The following is a 15,384-nucleotide window of genomic DNA, read 5'->3' on the forward strand; positions in this document are numbered from 1 at the left end:
GACGGTACTTACTCTTTATCTTCCGGTGCCAGGCTAACCGATGAGAGATAATTCAGTAAGGCAATATCATTTTCAACACCCAACTTCATCATTGCAGATTTCTTTTGGCTGCTGATGGTTTTAATACTGCGGTTGAGTTTACGCGCTATTTCAGTAACCAAAAAGCCTTCAGCAAACAGGCGCAGAACTTCGCTCTCTTTTGGCGAAAGGCGTTTGTCACCATAGCCGCCAGCATTAATTTTTTCTAACAGGCGAGAGACACTTTCCGGGGTAAATGTCTTGCCCTTTTGCAGCGCGACTAATGCTTTTGGTAAATCAGTCGGTGCTCCTTGTTTCAGTACAATACCTTCGATATCCAGGTCTAATACTGCGCTTAAAATCGCGGGGTTATTGTTCATCGTTAACACGATGATTGACAGGTCAGGAAAGTGACGTTTGATATATTTGATCAGAGTGATCCCATCGCCATATTTCTCTCCAGGCATGGACAGGTCTGTTATCAGTACATTTGCTTCCAGTTTAGGAAGTTTATTGATAAGCGTTGTGGAGTCTTCAAATTCACCAACAATATTAACCCACTCTATCTGTTCGAGAGATTTACGAATACCGAACAGAACTATCGGGTGGTCGTCGGCAATAATTACGTTCATATTAGTCATGTAATAGGCTACCTTGCTGAAGCAGACGCTTGACATAGGTGTCAATGTCGTTGATATATTTTTGTATGTCCGGAGCATTATTATCGTGGATATGATGCTCTAAGGTTTCACATAGCTGTTTGCCAGGAAGCAAGTTAAGCATAGCAAAAACACCTTTCAGACGGTGTGCTATCTGTCCCAGGGCATCAACGTTGTTTGCTGCTAATTCAGCATAGAGTCGTAGTATATCTTCAGGTACTGTTTCGACAAACAGGGCGTAATACCCGCTGCTGTAAAGCTGTAAAAACTCCTTGTCTGTTATTAATGGAGATGGGTTTTGCTCAACATTCAGCTGCGCTTCTATCAGCTGTAGTATGGCATCTTGCATCGCGCTGTTGATATTAAAGTTAACCCGAAATTGTTCAGGTCCTATATTTTGGATTTCAGCCACATCATCGCTTAAAAGTAGCCCTGAAGCAGTAAGATTTGACGGATTGTCAGTCAGAAAGATATCGAAATGCTCATTGGCGACTCTTTCATCCGTGATGACGCAACTGGCCCCAAAATTCTCAAGCCAGCGTATCATTATCTTACGTACCTCACTGGACGTGATATCCAGCATAGCGACCACATCATCCAGCAACCGTTCGCCATCTGTCTCAGTCAGAGTCACTGTTGGCATGGTGACGGATAAATCGTATCGGGTACCCATAGGCTGGCGAGTTGTGATCTTCAATGCCCCATCAAGTTGCGTTGCCAGACGCTCACAGAGGTAAAATGTCAGCCCATTGGCCTTCCCGTGCCTGTCCTGATACGTATCGCTAAGGTAGGGGAACGTAAGATTATCGACTTCGCCATGGCTAATGCCAGACCCAGTGTCAACAAGAGAAAATAAAAGCTGCCCATTTCCTGAGGGCGCTTCCCGTATTTCAAGGGTTATCTTACCAATCTGTGTGGTTGTGATGGAGTATTGCAGCAATAAAATCAGAATATGGCGCAGAGTTTGCGCATCACCATAACGCTGAATGTTTGCCGGCAGTCTGTTATCCACTACTAAGTGCAGGCCTTTGCGTTGCAATGAGGGAAGTATTGTTTTGACGATATCATCAACCAGTGAAGCAAGTACAAAATCGGCATCATGACGCTGCCATTTATCGGCTTCTACACTGTTCAGTAGCCGAATTTCATCAACTCGCTGGACCAACACTTGAATGGCATTCACAAATGGCCCCCGATGATTTTCTGGCATAGCAGTAGAAAACGCCATGATATCCTGAGCCGGTAACAGCAACGACTCGCCAAGGTGCTGCATAAAAGAACGCCGGGTTTGCTGATTTTTGTCGAGCAATTTCTGTGCTTGTTTTAGTTTTTTGTTGACCAGTATCTCCCGGTCTTGATCACGAATAAAAAAGAGTTGTGTCTGAGGTGTAATGTGACTGCGAAACTGTAAAATTTCATAAAGTTCATTATTCACGGTTACCTGAATTGTCCCCTGGTGTTGCTCAGACATGGACATTATTTTTTGCACGTTGAGGTGAGGCAACAGGCGATCAGCCATTTTATTGCTAACTATGGCGCGATTTGACGCTAAATCCCAGGCAACAAACCCCAATGGTAAGTGGGTAACGATGTCATTATTCAGAGTCTGTAAATTATGCAGTTCATCTGATTCATCGGCAGGAGCTGAACTGGGTACTGGAGGGTGACGAAATGTTCTTAAGCCAAAAAAGGCCAGTCCCAGTAATCCTAAATTGAGTAACAACGGCAGTAAAAGATTTCTTATAATATCAAGGATTAATTGGCTGTAAGGCACCTGCCAGATCAGGGCCATCGGAGTGGACATAATCGGTGCATTTATTTCAATACGGGCACGGCTGAAGTGGATACTGGTGTTGTATCCAGGATCCTTATCGGTGGGCGTCATGGCCCCTGTCGAATTTACTGATTCGATAAGGAAATCATCGGGTGACATCTGTGGTGGCAGTAAGTTATTAATTGGAAGGTCGAAGGCGACGACTGTTGCCAGGTGGCCTGGCTGATTAAATGTGGTACGCAGGGTAAAATAGTGGATGTTCTGCCAGTTGAGTTTACGCAGTGAAGAGAAACTTTCTCGTTCATCGAGTACGTTGGCTTGGTGAAGCATTTCCGTCCGGCGTGAATCGATGATCGCCTCAATGACTGAATCGCGGAATCCAGAGGATATATCCCTCAGGGGGAGTGTCGAGACCAGAATCAAACTATTATCCTGGCCGTTTAAGTAGTACATCGACCAGGAATTATCTTCAGCACCCCATAATGTGTCCAGATAGCTGGATATCTGCTGTGTCATATCAAGCGTTGCATTATCATGTGGACCAAAGATGATCGCTTCTGTTTTTAGTCGAGGTTTTTCAAGATAATACACTTCCTGACGCAGGCGGGTCTCCTGCACTCTTTTTTCAGGTGGTGGTGGCGTCATCGTCACGTTGTTATACAACTGCCATGTTGCATAGCGGTAGGTTTCGACTCGTTTATTGAGCGTGTCGGCAATATTGGCAACCTGTTCGCTTTTTGCTGATAACCAGCTAGTGACGGCACTTTGTACCATGGCACAAAGCGTGACGAGCAGGACAACGATCAGTAACAAGAAGAAACGCGTGATGCTGCCAGAAAAAAAAGAAACCTTGTTGAAAGAAGAGTGTTCAGATTGATCCATCGTTTATGCACAACCTGGCTTATCGCCATTTTTAAGATTAAACCATACTCAAGTACGCAACAGAATAACGCAAATCCTCCAGGAACGTCGAACAATAAGCATTCTACGGGGATGGCAAATCTTAAGATGTTTTCAGGTTATGGCGGGTGTAAAATGAAATGCAATTAAAATCAGAGTGTTACTCTTTTGTGATGTGCCACTATGAGATATGGAAGTAAAGCCGTTTTTATCTTTTTGTCAGTGAATTGATAATGGTATTTCTATTCTTTGCATCGCTATCAGGATTGAAAGAGAAGATATAAAGGCTAAATAATGTATTAACACAATGCAAAATTAGGAATAATCTGTAATTAAGCCAGTAATAAAATGGGTATTGATTTTTCAGACCGGAGATTCAGGAAACACCGAACTCAGTGTATTAAAAAATATAAAGCTGTCAGGTGAGCGGTGTGTGATTTGAATCATTGGGGAAAAAGAAGCGTGGATAAACGAATGGCCCGGTGTTCATTTGTAAAAAGAACAGTGGGAGAGTGTAAAATAAAGTAAAAAAAACCGGATGCAAGCACCCGGTATTAAAGTGTGAAATGACATTCAGAATCGAATGACGATAATAAATAAATAAATTAATGATGATAGCGGGATTAATTTTAGGCTCTGATGCAGGAAAAAAATTACCATTCAGTGCTAAATCTCAGGTGTCTTTCTACATTATTGATATTTAAGGTTTTTATTTTTGCTTGATGATTAGTGCTAATATTCCCCCTATGAGTAAACGTAAAAAGTTCCCTTGTATTAACTTTTTGTTACACCTATATTGATAAGTGAAACATCTATTTAGCTTTCGTATCATAAACGCATTGGATTATTTCCCATTTGTTTCGGACAATAGACGCGCCTGATGGTTAATTCGTTGATCATTGTGCAGTGGTAAATAAAAAGGCATATAACAAATAGAGGGTAAATAATATGAAACTTAAAGCTCTATCCCTTCTGGTTCCAGCATTACTGGTAGCCGGTGCAGCTCAGGCTGCTGAAGTTTACAACAAAGATGGCAACAAATTAGACCTGTACGGCAAACTGGACGGTCTGCACTATTTTTCTAAAGACAAAGGTCAGGATGGTGATCAGTCTTATGCACGTCTGGGCTTCAAAGGTGAAACTCAGATCAATAGCGAACTGACAGGTTACGGTCAGTGGGAATATCAGATTCAGGGTAACAACTCTGAATCAGGTTCAGATAACTCCAACTCATGGACTCGTCTGGCATTTGCTGGTCTGAAATTCGGCGATGCAGGCTCTTTCGACTATGGTCGTAACTACGGCGTAGTTTATGATGTGACTTCATGGACTGACGTACTGCCAGAATTCGGTGGTGATACCTATGGTGCGGATAACTTCATGCAATCGCGTGCTAGCGGTGTAGCGACTTACCGTAACTCTGACTTCTTTGGTCTGGTTGACGGCCTGGCTTTCGCTCTGCAATACCAGGGTAAAAATGGTAGCGCTGAACAGAGCAACAACGGTCGTTCCCCACTGTATCAGAACGGTGACGGCTTCGGTGGTTCTTTGACCTATGATATTGGTCAGGGCTTCAGCGTAGGTACCGCCATTGCCAGCTCTAAACGTACCAGCGAACAGAATTCTGCTGCATACTATGGTGATGGTAAAGATGCAACTACCTACACCGGTGGTCTGAAATATGACGCTAACAACATCTATCTGGCAGCTCAGTACACTCAGAGCTACAACGCAACCCGTTTCGGTACCAGCAGCAAGGATGACGTATCTGGTTTTGCTAACAAAGCAGAGAACATTGAGTTAGTTGCTCAGTACCAGTTTGACTTCGGTCTGCGTCCATCCCTGGCTTACCTGCAGTCTAAAGGTAAGAAAATTGAGAATGGTTACAACAACCAGGACCTGCTGAAATATATCGACCTGGGCGCAACTTACTACTTCAACAAAAATATGTCTACCTACGTTGATTATAAAATCAACCTGCTGGACAGCAATGAGTTTACTCAGAAAGCTAACATCAACACCGACAACATCGTTGCTTTAGGTCTGGTTTACCAGTTCTAATGTAACGAATGACAAGGGGCAGGACGTTTCTGCTCCTCTGTTAGCAGAAATAAAGGCGCCGAAAGGCGCCTTTATTGTCTCTTTCCTGCCTGTTTTGCCTCCCTTTTTTATCGTATTCTGACCCGCTTTAATAATGAGACTGTTCCCCATGAATCTACGTATGTTTTGCCAAATTTGGCTTGTGATATTGGTTGTGCTACTGGCAGGGTGTGACAAGCCTGACCCGAGCGCCTCACAGGCTTCAGTGCTTGAAGGTAAGACAATGGGGACGTTCTGGCGAGTGAGTCTGGCTGGTGTTGATCGTTCGCAAGTACAGGGGCTCCGGGAAAAGATTCAGGCACAGCTAGATGCGGATGACATGCTGATGTCAACCTGGAAGAAGGACTCCGCGTTATCCCGCTTTAATCAGTTCAAGGGCACGACACCTTACCCTGTCAGTGAAGGAATGAGCGACATTATTACTATGGCGCTGCGTATTGGGGCAAAAACGCATAACACTATGGATATCACTGTTGGCCCTTTGGTTGATTTATGGGGGTTTGGTCCACATAAAGCGCCGGAGAGAACGCCTGATGAGGAACAGATTAATGCCACCAAGGCATTAACCGGGCTGGAGCATCTGCGGGTGATAAATGCCTCGGGTCAGCAATGGCTACAGAAATCATTGCCTGAACTGTCGGTCGATCTTTCCACCATCGGGGAGGGCTATGCCGCGGATCATCTGGCAAAACTTCTGGAACAAAATGGTATCAGTCGCTATCTGGTTTCGGTTGGAGGCACGGTGGTTACCCGGGGAATGAACCCACAGGGCAAGGCCTGGCGGGTAGCGATACAGAAACCCACGGATCGGGAGATGGCGATACAGGCACTGGTTGATATTAATGGCCATGCCATCAGTACCTCTGGTAGCTATCTGAATTACTATGAGCTCGATGGCAAGCGTATTTCTCATATTATCGATCCCCGGACAGGGCGACCCATTACGCATAATTTAGTTTCTGTGTCTGTTATCGGGACGACCGCCATGGAAGCGGATGGCTGGGATACCGGTTTAATGGTACTGGGGACAGAAAAAGCGAAACAAGTGGCGGAAAAAGAGGGGCTGGCAGTCTATCTGATCACCAAAGAGGGTAACGGCTTCAGTACCTGGATGTCTCCCCAGTTTAAAACTTTCCTGCTGGAGGAGTATCAATAACAGATATTTTAAAACGTAAGGGGGATAAGCCAACGTTCAGGGAAAGGTGATCTCTTCTAAGGGCAGTGCTGTATTGCGCCCTGCCTTTATCCATATCAGCCAAATCGAATAAAATGAGAATTATTCTTGAAGTAAGGAGCGGTCTGTTTACACTGCAGACTGTTTTACTTTAGATGATTGAGATATGGAACTTTTACGTGTGGTATACCAGCAATATCGCTGGCCCTTTTTGGTTGTCATCCTGTTAAGTCTGATCAGCGCAGCCCTGGGAATTGGTCTTATCGCATTTATCAGTAAACGTCTGATAGAAACCCCGGATCTTTCGCTCTCAGTACTGCCTGAATTTTTGGGGCTGTTATTGGCCTTAATGGCAGTGACCCTCGCCTCCCAGCTGGCGTTGACCACACTAGGGCACCATTTTGTTTATCGTCTGCGCAGTGAATTGATGAAACGTATTATGGATACCCCTGTTGCGCGGGTAGAGCAGTTGGGTGGTGCGACGCTACTGGCGGGGTTAACCAGTGACATTCGTAATATCACCATCGCATTTGTACGTTTGCCTGAATTAGTTCAGGGAGTCATTTTAACTGTAGGTTCAGTTATTTATCTCGGCTGGTTATCACCAAGAATGCTTTCCGTTACTGCGGTCTGGGTTATGGTGACCATTGGGGGAGGGTATATACTGGTATCCCGAGTCTATAAGCATCTTGCGGTTCTCCGGGAAGTGGAAGACTCGCTCTATGATGACTACCAGACAGTGATTGAAGGGCGCAAAGAGTTGGCCCTGAATCAAGAGCGTGGTGAGTGGATTTACCATCAAACTTATACCCCTCATGCCATTCGTTATCGGCAGCATATCATTCGGGCTGATACCTATCATCTTAGTGCCGTGAACTGGTCAAATATTATGATGCTGGGAGCGATTGGCCTGGTTTTCTGGATGGCAAACAGTCTCGGCTGGTCTGATGGTAATGTCGCGGCCGCTTTTGCTTTAACGTTACTTTTTCTGCGAACGCCGCTCCTGTCGGCAGTGGGGGCACTGCCGACACTGCTCAGTGCACAAGTGGCTTTTAATAAGCTTAATGCCTTCCAGTTGGCTCCTTATTCTTCATCGTTCACTACGTCGTTGCCGGCAACTGAATGGCAGACTCTGGAGATGCGTAATGTGGTATTCCAGTATGAGGATAACAATTTTCGCGTTGGGCCCATTAACCTTACCCTGAAACGGGGCGAACTGGTATTTTTAATCGGCGGCAATGGCAGCGGTAAGTCAACACTGGCGATGCTGCTCACCGGTTTGTACCAGCCGGTTTCAGGAGGGATATACCTCGATGGCCTGCCAGTAACGGCAGATAATCAGCAGGCGTATCGCAAGCTGTTCTCGGCGGTTTTCACTGATGTCTGGCTATTTGATAAATTACTGGGCGCAGAAGGTAAAGAGGCCAACCCTGACGTGGTCGCTGACTGGTTAGCTTACTTGAAAATGACGGATAAACTGGAGCTCAAAAACGGCAGGATCCTGAATCTGAAACTTTCAAAAGGGCAGCGTAAGCGGGTCGCTTTGTTGCTGGCCCTGGCTGAGGAGCGTGAGATCATTTTGCTTGATGAATGGGCTGCGGATCAAGATCCCCATTTTCGCCGGGAGTTCTACCAAGTGCTTCTGCCATTGATGCAGCAACGAGGCAAGACTATTTTCGCTATTAGCCATGACGATCACTATTTTACCCATGCGGATCGTTTACTTGAAATGCGTCAGGGACATTTGAGTGAACTAACCGGGCAAGAACGGGAACTGGCTTCTCGTGATGCGGTTGCCCGGACGGGAGCTTAACCTGATTTATTCGGTGTATAATACCGCTGGACTGCCAGTGGTATTCGTGACCGCGACATACTATTATCATAAACTTACTGCAAAATTGACGAAGCAGGTGGTTTTTTTCTGCCTGTAAACGTTATTCTTATGCGGTTTTGATGAACCACCGAGCGTATTCAACTGGATCCAGTCAACGGATATCTTGCCTGTCGCCGAAATACAGCAAAATACAGACGCCGTGACAGAAAGGACGCGTTCTATACTAAACAGGGGCTAAGTTTCATTTAAGTTCAATATTTACCTTATAAACTACAGCCTTGTCGCCAGGGAATCGCTTATTTATGACTGTTTTGCGGAAATATAGTACCAAGCAACGCGATATGGATCGCGCACGCATTCTTCATATCCTGCTACTGAATAAAACCGTTGCCACGGCCATTCTGGCTAAAGAACCTTTTGCGGAAGAACCTGGCGTCGAACAAGATATTGCTGAAATCATTAAGTTGGTTGCGCGTTTGCCCGCACCGGATTTGGCTGATGTGCTTGAAGCATTGCCCACCGAAGAACGACTGGCACTCTGGAGTCTGGTCACTGAGGATCGACGTGGTAGCGTACTGGTTAAGGCATCAGAGACCGTCTGGTCTGACCTGATCGAGGATATGAGCGATAAAGCCCTGCTGAATGCACTGCGTCCGCTGGACTTTGACGATCAGATCTACCTTGCTCAATACCTCCCGCGTGACCTGATGGGGCGTTTTTTACCGACCCTACCCCAGAGCGCACGGGCCCAGGTACGCAAAATCCTGCATTATGATAAGCACAGTGTCGGCGCTATCATGGACTTTGAGGTTATTACCGTGCGAGCGGATATTACCCTTGAAGTCGTGCAGCGTTATTTACGTATTCGTGGAAAAGTCCCGCAAAACACGGATAAATTGTTTGTTACCCAGCGCGACAATACCTTGATCGGTGAGCTTAAACTCACCACTATTCTGCTTCATTCACCGCAGACCTTAGTCCAGAAGGTCATGGACGAAAACCCGACCTGTTTTGCGCCAGAGGATAATGATGAGCAGGTCGCCCGAACCTTTGAACGCGACGACTTAATCAGTGCCGCGGTGATAGACAGTAATGGCAAACTGATGGGGCGCCTGACCGTTGATGAAATCGTTGACTTAGTTTACGAAGAAACAGATACGGATATTCGTCGTATGGGGGGGCTGAGTGCTGAAGAGGATGTGTTTGCCCCCGTGAGTAAAGCGGTACGCACGCGCTGGGCGTGGCTTGCGATCAACCTTTGCACGGCATTTATTGCTTCCCGAGTTATCGGATTGTTTGAGCATACCATCTCTGAGCTGGTGGCCCTGGCATCCTTGATGCCCATCGTCGCGGGTATCGGAGGGAATACGGGTAACCAGACCATCACCATGATTGTACGAGCCCTGGCACTCCAGCATATTCAGGCGGGGAATATTTCATTCCTGCTAATGCGTGAATTGGGTGTGGCCGTGATTAATGGCTTAGTGTGGGGTGGGGTGATGGGGGGCGTCACTTGGGCGCTCTATAATGATGCGGCAATGGGCGGGGTTATGACCCTGGCGATGATACTCAACCTGTTACTGGCTGCACTGATGGGGGTGGTGATCCCCATGACGATGGCAAAACTGGGTCGCGATCCGGCGGTGGGTTCCAGTGTGATGATCACCGCGATCACTGATACTGGTGGCTTCTTTATCTTCCTCGGCCTGGCGACACTCTTCTTGCTGTAACAGCCGTTATCCCCCTGCCTGAAAAGGGGCAGGGGTGTGTCGTGTTCGCTGTCTTCATGCCAGCGCCCTCTGTTCGTAAACCTTTCAATGAATAAATATGGCAGGCCGCCTGCTCCACAGGGCGGAGGAGTTCGTGTGGTATCAGAGTAGGTCATGCCACAAGGCTGGCGGGGGAATTCCGGTGAAATCAGGACGAAAAAAAACCAGCCTGGACGAGAGACTTGAAATGATGTTGTATCTTTTTGATTTTGTTGCTTATCAATGATACCCCTATTGTTATGTAGAACTTAACGTATAACATCAACCAAAAGTCATAGCCGTTTACTCTTGAACCCATCCAATCCGACAATGCAGAAAATTACCAGAGATCCGATGAATTAAAAGCAGCATGTTTTGCACATTTTACCAAAAAATGTGGCTTCGTTTAATCCCGAAACTAGTTTCTTATTTTAGCCGCACAAAAAAATATCGGTATCGGCAGTACCGCAGGTACTGCTATCCAGAGATTTACCCTCTGCTTTCTGTCTCAGACCAGACGTGGCGCTGCTTACAGGGCAATGTGTAAAGCACGAATTTTTCACAAATAAAAATGGACGTATTTTGGACTAAAATAAAAACACAATAAATCATGATGTTACTTTTATTTTTTAAGGCTGATCCATTTCGTTTATACGCAAAATGGCGTTCCTGATCTGATACTTTTGATAGAAAACCATAGCAAAACTTAGCATCCTGCAGGTTTACACTTGACACTTTCAGGCTGCTGCTATGCCTCTACATCGCCAAAATCAAAACGCTTGCTGTAAACGTCCGCTGCGCTTGTGATGAACGGTTCAGCCAGAGTATCCAACCCGGCTTTTGTGACATTCTTCAGGTCGGCATCACTCAGGCGTTTTGTGACAACCAGCCAGCGGAGAAATGTCAGTGTCTTAAGCTCAAACAGGTACGAGTCGAAACGCATTACCTCGCGGCACTGCTCCGGGTCATATACAGCGATCCCACTGATATGTTCTTCATCACCTTCAATATCCAGCGTTTTAATTTCAAGCCCCAGCGCCTCCACGGCATCGAGGATGCGGGGCTGTATTTCGTCATGTGTCCCTGCTGGTGGATAAACATCATCGAGCGCCAGCACGATTGCTGCGGTTTCGTCAGGACTTACCGGGATAATCTGATTTTTCTCTTTCGAATAATCGCTGTCCTGAGAAAATAGCGCAACTTTCGGCGAAATATTTACCCGCCTGCTGTCGTCACACCATGTAGCAGGGGCGTTAAAGCCTGTAGCTTTTTGTTCTACGGCGCTGGCATCAATTTTACCGCCCACCAGCACAAGCTCACCTCTGGCTATCCAGTAGCAGGCAGTTTGTCGACTTACGCCTTTGTGCCGGGCGTAGGCGGTTTTGGTCATTAACATAGGTAAATCTTCAGTAATTGAATCGGAGCTACATGAGGAAATGCGGTGAAAAGGGTATGCGTTAAGAATACGCTATTATCCGTAACATATTATCTACACAAAGAAATTTTGGTTAAGTATCATGCGGTGTATGATGGCGGTTCTTTAGCCATATTAACCAGAAGGATTTGATATGCCACAGCAATATGCTAATGAACTGCCCCCGAAAAGGGGCGAAAAATGAGCATCGGGTACTGGATTGTCAAAGGTGATAAAACCAGCTGCGGGGGAAGCGTACTGAGTGGAGATCCGGCCGTAAAAATGGGTACGCCGCCGTGCTTTGTTGCCAGAAAAGGAGATGAGGTCTCCTGCGGCGTTCACGCAGGAAAATTTCATATTATGGGCGGACATCCCGGTGAGCTGTCATTGGGTGGGGTGCAGCAGGCCAGCACCCTTTACAGTCGCTCCAGTTGTTCCTGTAATGCCTTGTTTATACCTTCCCAGACATGGCGCAAACATGGACCTTATCAGGAGCCTGCTTCGCGCGCGGCTTCATCTTCCCGGGTAAGCCAGGAGCCGGAGCAATACGCACAGGCTGCGCGAAAACCTGCCACCCCGGTGACTGAAGAGACCCGTAATACCGCATCAAAGACAAAGAAGGAAATCACACTAACCATTGGCGTATTCTTTGACGGCACGGGCAACAATGCCATCAACACCGATAACACGATAAAAGCCTGTATTGCGCAGCGTTACCAGCTCGATGACACCGACGCGGGCGCAATTCTTGGCAAATGTGCGCGGGAGGGTATGGGCGTATCGGGCGTGGGAGCCACCAGCTATATGGGCTATTATACCAACGTGCACTGGCTACGGACTTTATATAAAAAGTTTTTCACCGCTGATGATTCATTGTATCAGCGAGATATTTATATTGATGGCATAGGCACGGAAGCGGGCAAACCGGACAGTATGATTGGTCAGGGGCTGGGGATTTCTGATACTGGCGTGATTGCCAAAACCGATAAAGCCGTGTCCAGTCTGACTGGAAATATTAAGACGGCACTGGAAGAATTAAGCCGAACGAATCCAGATAACGAAATTGTTATTAAAACGCTTCAGTTTGATATTTTCGGCTTCAGTCGCGGTGCGGCAGCCTCGCGCCACTTTGCTAACCGTATTCACTCGGAAGACCCCGCGATTATCGCTGCTATCCGTGACGGCATTCAGGGCGATCCGGCAGGTAAAATCCGCTTTATCGGCATTTTTGACACCGTGGCGGCTATCGGTACGCCGTTAAACGGACTGAATCCGCACAACGCGGATACGGGTAACGTAAACCTTGTTCTGCGTCCGGGCGTGGCTGATAAAGTTTTCCATATCACCGCAGCCCACGAATGCCGTTTTAACTTCGCCTTAAACAGCGTTAAACCCGCATGGCCTGAACTGGCGTTACCTGGTGTGCATTCGGATATTGGCGGAGGCTATCTGCCCGCCGTTAAAGAGAACCTCTTCCTGACCCGCCCGGAGACTGACACTATCCCGCTGCGCCAGCCGGGAGAGCAGACGCGCGGCTATCACCAGACAACAAGGCAACTGGAAAAGCTGGACACCTTCCCGGCGGTTGCGCCCATCATGCGCACCAGCGAAGTCTCGGTAGAAACCTGGTTTGATGACCGTATGCCACCGAACCGCTATGGTGAACCCCAGAAACGCAGCTATGCCGCCATGACGCTACGCAACCGGGTCATTAAAAATGACTGGTCAAAAGTGGCTCTGCGGGTTATGTACGCTGCTGCACAGGAAGCTGGGGTAATGTTTGACCCCATCACAACTAAGGACAAAGAACTGAGTATTCCCGATGAATTAAAGCCTCTGTGCGACAAAGCCGTGGCGATGGGCAAGGCCGTCCGTTCAGGCCAGTCCTCTGGCACGTTCAGCCAGGACGAAACTGACATCATCGCTCAGCGATATATTCACTGCTCGGCAAACTGGAACGCGATCATTGCGGATATGAAGGGTTACACCCAGGGGGGCGCATCCGCAACGGAAATTATCGGTTTTCTGGATCGCCCGGATGAAAACTGGCAGCGTACCGTATACAACATGGACGGGAAAAAGGTATGAGACTGAAAATCGCGCTTGCGCTGGTCTTGCTGGTGGGCGGCTGCCGCGCGTCGGAACTGCCGACGCCGGAAGAAACGGGCGAAATGCCCTATGGGAAATGGGGATTTGCATTTTTTACGCCTCATAGCCTGCCCGCTGTGGTGACGTACGCAGCCATTATTGACAGCAGTAATGTGGTCTCAAAGTTTCGGGCGCTGGATAGCTCGCAGAGCGATCCTAATGTAGTAGGCTCATGGCGTGATAATACCAATAGCGGGTCTATTCACTTCAATAAGGCCCGGCACCCGCCCGTTAATATGGTATTCTGCTGGGATTCCATCATCGATAAAAAGACCTATGAAACGCAGATCGTCTTTAAACCGTCACTGCGCGAGATCATGCTGACCCCTACAGGAACAGACCGTTACGGCAATACCGCCTGGTATAAAACATTGCTGTTTGGTCTGGCACCAGAAGGGAAGGTAACAATCTGGCTGCAGGACAGCGCCGGAGGCAAAAACATTCCACTGGAGCCAAAACGCATCGGTACGTTTTCAGGCGATAAGCTGGATATTTGCAAGAATATACCCACCCGCATTGATTTTAACTACAGCATTCCGGATGGGTATGACCAGTACATAAAAGATTTTATCGAAGGTAAAACCTACCCTTACGGCAACTGGTAATTGTTGTCACGCCCACCAGCACACTCAGCTGGTGGGCTTCTCCGCTCAGGATACCCATTCGGATGAATGCTTTAATTTAACGGGTACAAAAATTCGATGATGCGGGCCGTCCCGCCGGGCAAAGGCCGCAGGGATTGATCTCCCCACCATACAAAAAATTAAGTGCACATTTTTTGTTCGGCTTTGTTTCTCCGCATTCTGCATGCGGTGTAATCCCGCATCAAAAACCACGCGAAGCCTCAGCCCACCTGCGTTTGGGGGCGGAATGAAAGCCCCCTCAAAAGTGCGGAGTTATCCATTTTTCTGACAAACTGCGATTGACGGCTCACAGGACGCATGAAGCGGGACATCGACCGCCGCTCCTGCATCAGTAACGGACATAAATGCCGCAGCGTACGGTGTTGGTATGTACGCGTATCAACAAATGAACAAAACACATCATTACAGCGTGATGCTTTGGAACGCGCAGGATGTGAGCAGATATTTGAAGAGAAAATGCGCGGCACCGTAGCGAATCGTCCGGTGCTGAAACGGGCATTAAAGCAGCTGGCAGAGGAGGACACATGGTTGCCTGGATACTCGACAGGCTGGTACGCTCAATGCGTAATCTTGTATTGCTGATTGATGAATTGAAAAGCCGGGGTATTCACTTTCGCAGCCTGACGGACAGCATTGATACATCAAGTCCAATGGGCCGATTCATTTTCCATATTATGGGCGCATCAGATGAGATGGAACGTGAGCTGATTGTTGAAAAGATGATGGCCGGTTTAGCGGCAGCAAGAGAGCAGGGCAGGATCGGAGGTAGAAGACCAAAGCTAACATCAGAAGAATGGGCCCAGGCAAGGCGTTTGATTGCTAACGGGACGGACAGAAAGCAGGTAGCTCTGATCTATGATGTAGCGGTGTGTACGTTGTATAAAAAATTCCCGGCACAAAAATAGCAGAAAAATCTGCGTCACCTGATGATAATGAATGACGCAGATAACACGTCAGAAAGACCAATCTTC

9 protein-coding genes and 1 pseudogene are annotated in these 15,384 nt (G+C 47.3%); 7 read left to right on the plus strand and 3 right to left on the minus strand.

From position 1 onward, the window contains the following. Window positions 1-8 precede the first annotated feature (8 nt). Both rcsB and rcsD read right to left on the minus strand, forming a co-directional pair. Window positions 9-659 carry a response regulator transcription factor RcsB gene (gene rcsB, locus JK154_RS00500; RefSeq protein ID WP_211990536.1) on the minus strand — a complete coding sequence of 217 codons (651 nt, stop codon included), beginning with the start codon at window positions 657-659 and terminating at the stop codon, window positions 9-11. After that, complete coding sequence (rcsD, locus tag JK154_RS00505; protein WP_211990537.1) at window positions 652-3,333, minus strand: phosphotransferase RcsD; 2,682 nt, start codon at window positions 3,331-3,333, stop codon at window positions 652-654. Before rcsD ends, rcsB begins: the two co-directional genes overlap by 8 nt. Window positions 3,334-4,299: 966 nt before the next feature. On the opposite strand from rcsD, the gene ompC reads away from it, so the two are divergent. From ompC to mgtE, 4 genes are all read left to right on the plus strand, one after another. After that, window positions 4,300-5,412, plus strand: a complete 1,113-nt coding sequence (gene ompC / locus JK154_RS00510; protein ID WP_211990538.1) for a porin OmpC — start codon at window positions 4,300-4,302, stop codon at window positions 5,410-5,412. 148 nt (window positions 5,413-5,560) lie between these two features. After that, window positions 5,561-6,607, plus strand: coding sequence for an FAD:protein FMN transferase ApbE (apbE, locus tag JK154_RS00515; protein WP_211990539.1), 1,047 nt, complete (start codon window positions 5,561-5,563; stop codon window positions 6,605-6,607). A gap of 184 nt (window positions 6,608-6,791) precedes the next feature. Next, window positions 6,792-8,438 (plus strand): multidrug ABC transporter permease/ATP-binding protein, encoded by a 1,647-nt coding sequence (locus JK154_RS00520; RefSeq protein ID WP_211990540.1) that lies wholly within the window; start codon window positions 6,792-6,794, stop codon window positions 8,436-8,438. 323 nt (window positions 8,439-8,761) lie between these two features. Further along, window positions 8,762-10,189 carry a magnesium transporter gene (gene mgtE, locus JK154_RS00525; protein ID WP_211990541.1) on the plus strand — a complete coding sequence of 476 codons (1,428 nt, stop codon included), beginning with the start codon at window positions 8,762-8,764 and terminating at the stop codon, window positions 10,187-10,189. A 766-nt stretch (window positions 10,190-10,955) separates the two neighbouring features. Here the strand turns inward: mgtE and JK154_RS00530 are convergent. Then, entirely contained in the window at window positions 10,956-11,603 is a 648-nt protein-coding gene (locus JK154_RS00530; protein ID WP_211990542.1) for a hypothetical protein, read from the minus strand. 219 nt (window positions 11,604-11,822) lie between these two features. Between JK154_RS00530 and JK154_RS00535 the strand changes: the two genes are divergently transcribed. The 3 genes and pseudogenes from JK154_RS00535 (at window position 11,823) to JK154_RS00545 (ending at window position 15,318) form a co-directional block, all read left to right on the plus strand. Beyond that, window positions 11,823-13,709: a DUF2235 domain-containing protein gene (locus JK154_RS00535; RefSeq protein ID WP_211990543.1), complete on the plus strand. Its 1,887-nt coding sequence runs from the start codon at window positions 11,823-11,825 to the stop codon at window positions 13,707-13,709. Further along, window positions 13,706-14,374 carry a DUF2931 family protein gene (locus tag JK154_RS00540; protein ID WP_211990544.1) on the plus strand — a complete coding sequence of 223 codons (669 nt, stop codon included), beginning with the start codon at window positions 13,706-13,708 and terminating at the stop codon, window positions 14,372-14,374. Before JK154_RS00535 ends, JK154_RS00540 begins: the two co-directional genes overlap by 4 nt. A 336-nt stretch (window positions 14,375-14,710) precedes the next feature. Further along, window positions 14,711-15,318 (plus strand): annotated as a pseudogene (locus JK154_RS00545) (recombinase family protein). The last annotated feature ends 66 nt before the right edge of the window (window positions 15,319-15,384 follow it).

It is taken from the genome of Citrobacter sp. JGM124 (assembly GCF_018257795.1).
Lineage (GTDB): Bacteria > Pseudomonadota > Gammaproteobacteria > Enterobacterales > Enterobacteriaceae > JGM124.

Excerpts from the sequence above, each read along its gene's own strand:
- rcsB (WP_211990536.1), bottom strand. The coding sequence starts at position 659 with ATGACTAATATGAACGTAATTATTGCCGACGACCACCCGATAGTTCTG.
- rcsD (WP_211990537.1), bottom strand. The coding sequence starts at position 3,333 with ATGGATCAATCTGAACACTCTTCTTTCAACAAGGTTTCTTTTTTTTCT.
- ompC (WP_211990538.1), top strand. The coding sequence starts at position 4,300 with ATGAAACTTAAAGCTCTATCCCTTCTGGTTCCAGCATTACTGGTAGCC.
- apbE (WP_211990539.1), top strand. The coding sequence starts at position 5,561 with ATGAATCTACGTATGTTTTGCCAAATTTGGCTTGTGATATTGGTTGTG.
- JK154_RS00520 (WP_211990540.1), top strand. The coding sequence starts at position 6,792 with ATGGAACTTTTACGTGTGGTATACCAGCAATATCGCTGGCCCTTTTTG.
- mgtE (WP_211990541.1), top strand. The coding sequence starts at position 8,762 with ATGACTGTTTTGCGGAAATATAGTACCAAGCAACGCGATATGGATCGC.
- JK154_RS00530 (WP_211990542.1), bottom strand. The coding sequence starts at position 11,603 with ATGTTAATGACCAAAACCGCCTACGCCCGGCACAAAGGCGTAAGTCGA.
- JK154_RS00535 (WP_211990543.1), top strand. The coding sequence starts at position 11,823 with ATGAGCATCGGGTACTGGATTGTCAAAGGTGATAAAACCAGCTGCGGG.
- JK154_RS00540 (WP_211990544.1), top strand. The coding sequence starts at position 13,706 with ATGAGACTGAAAATCGCGCTTGCGCTGGTCTTGCTGGTGGGCGGCTGC.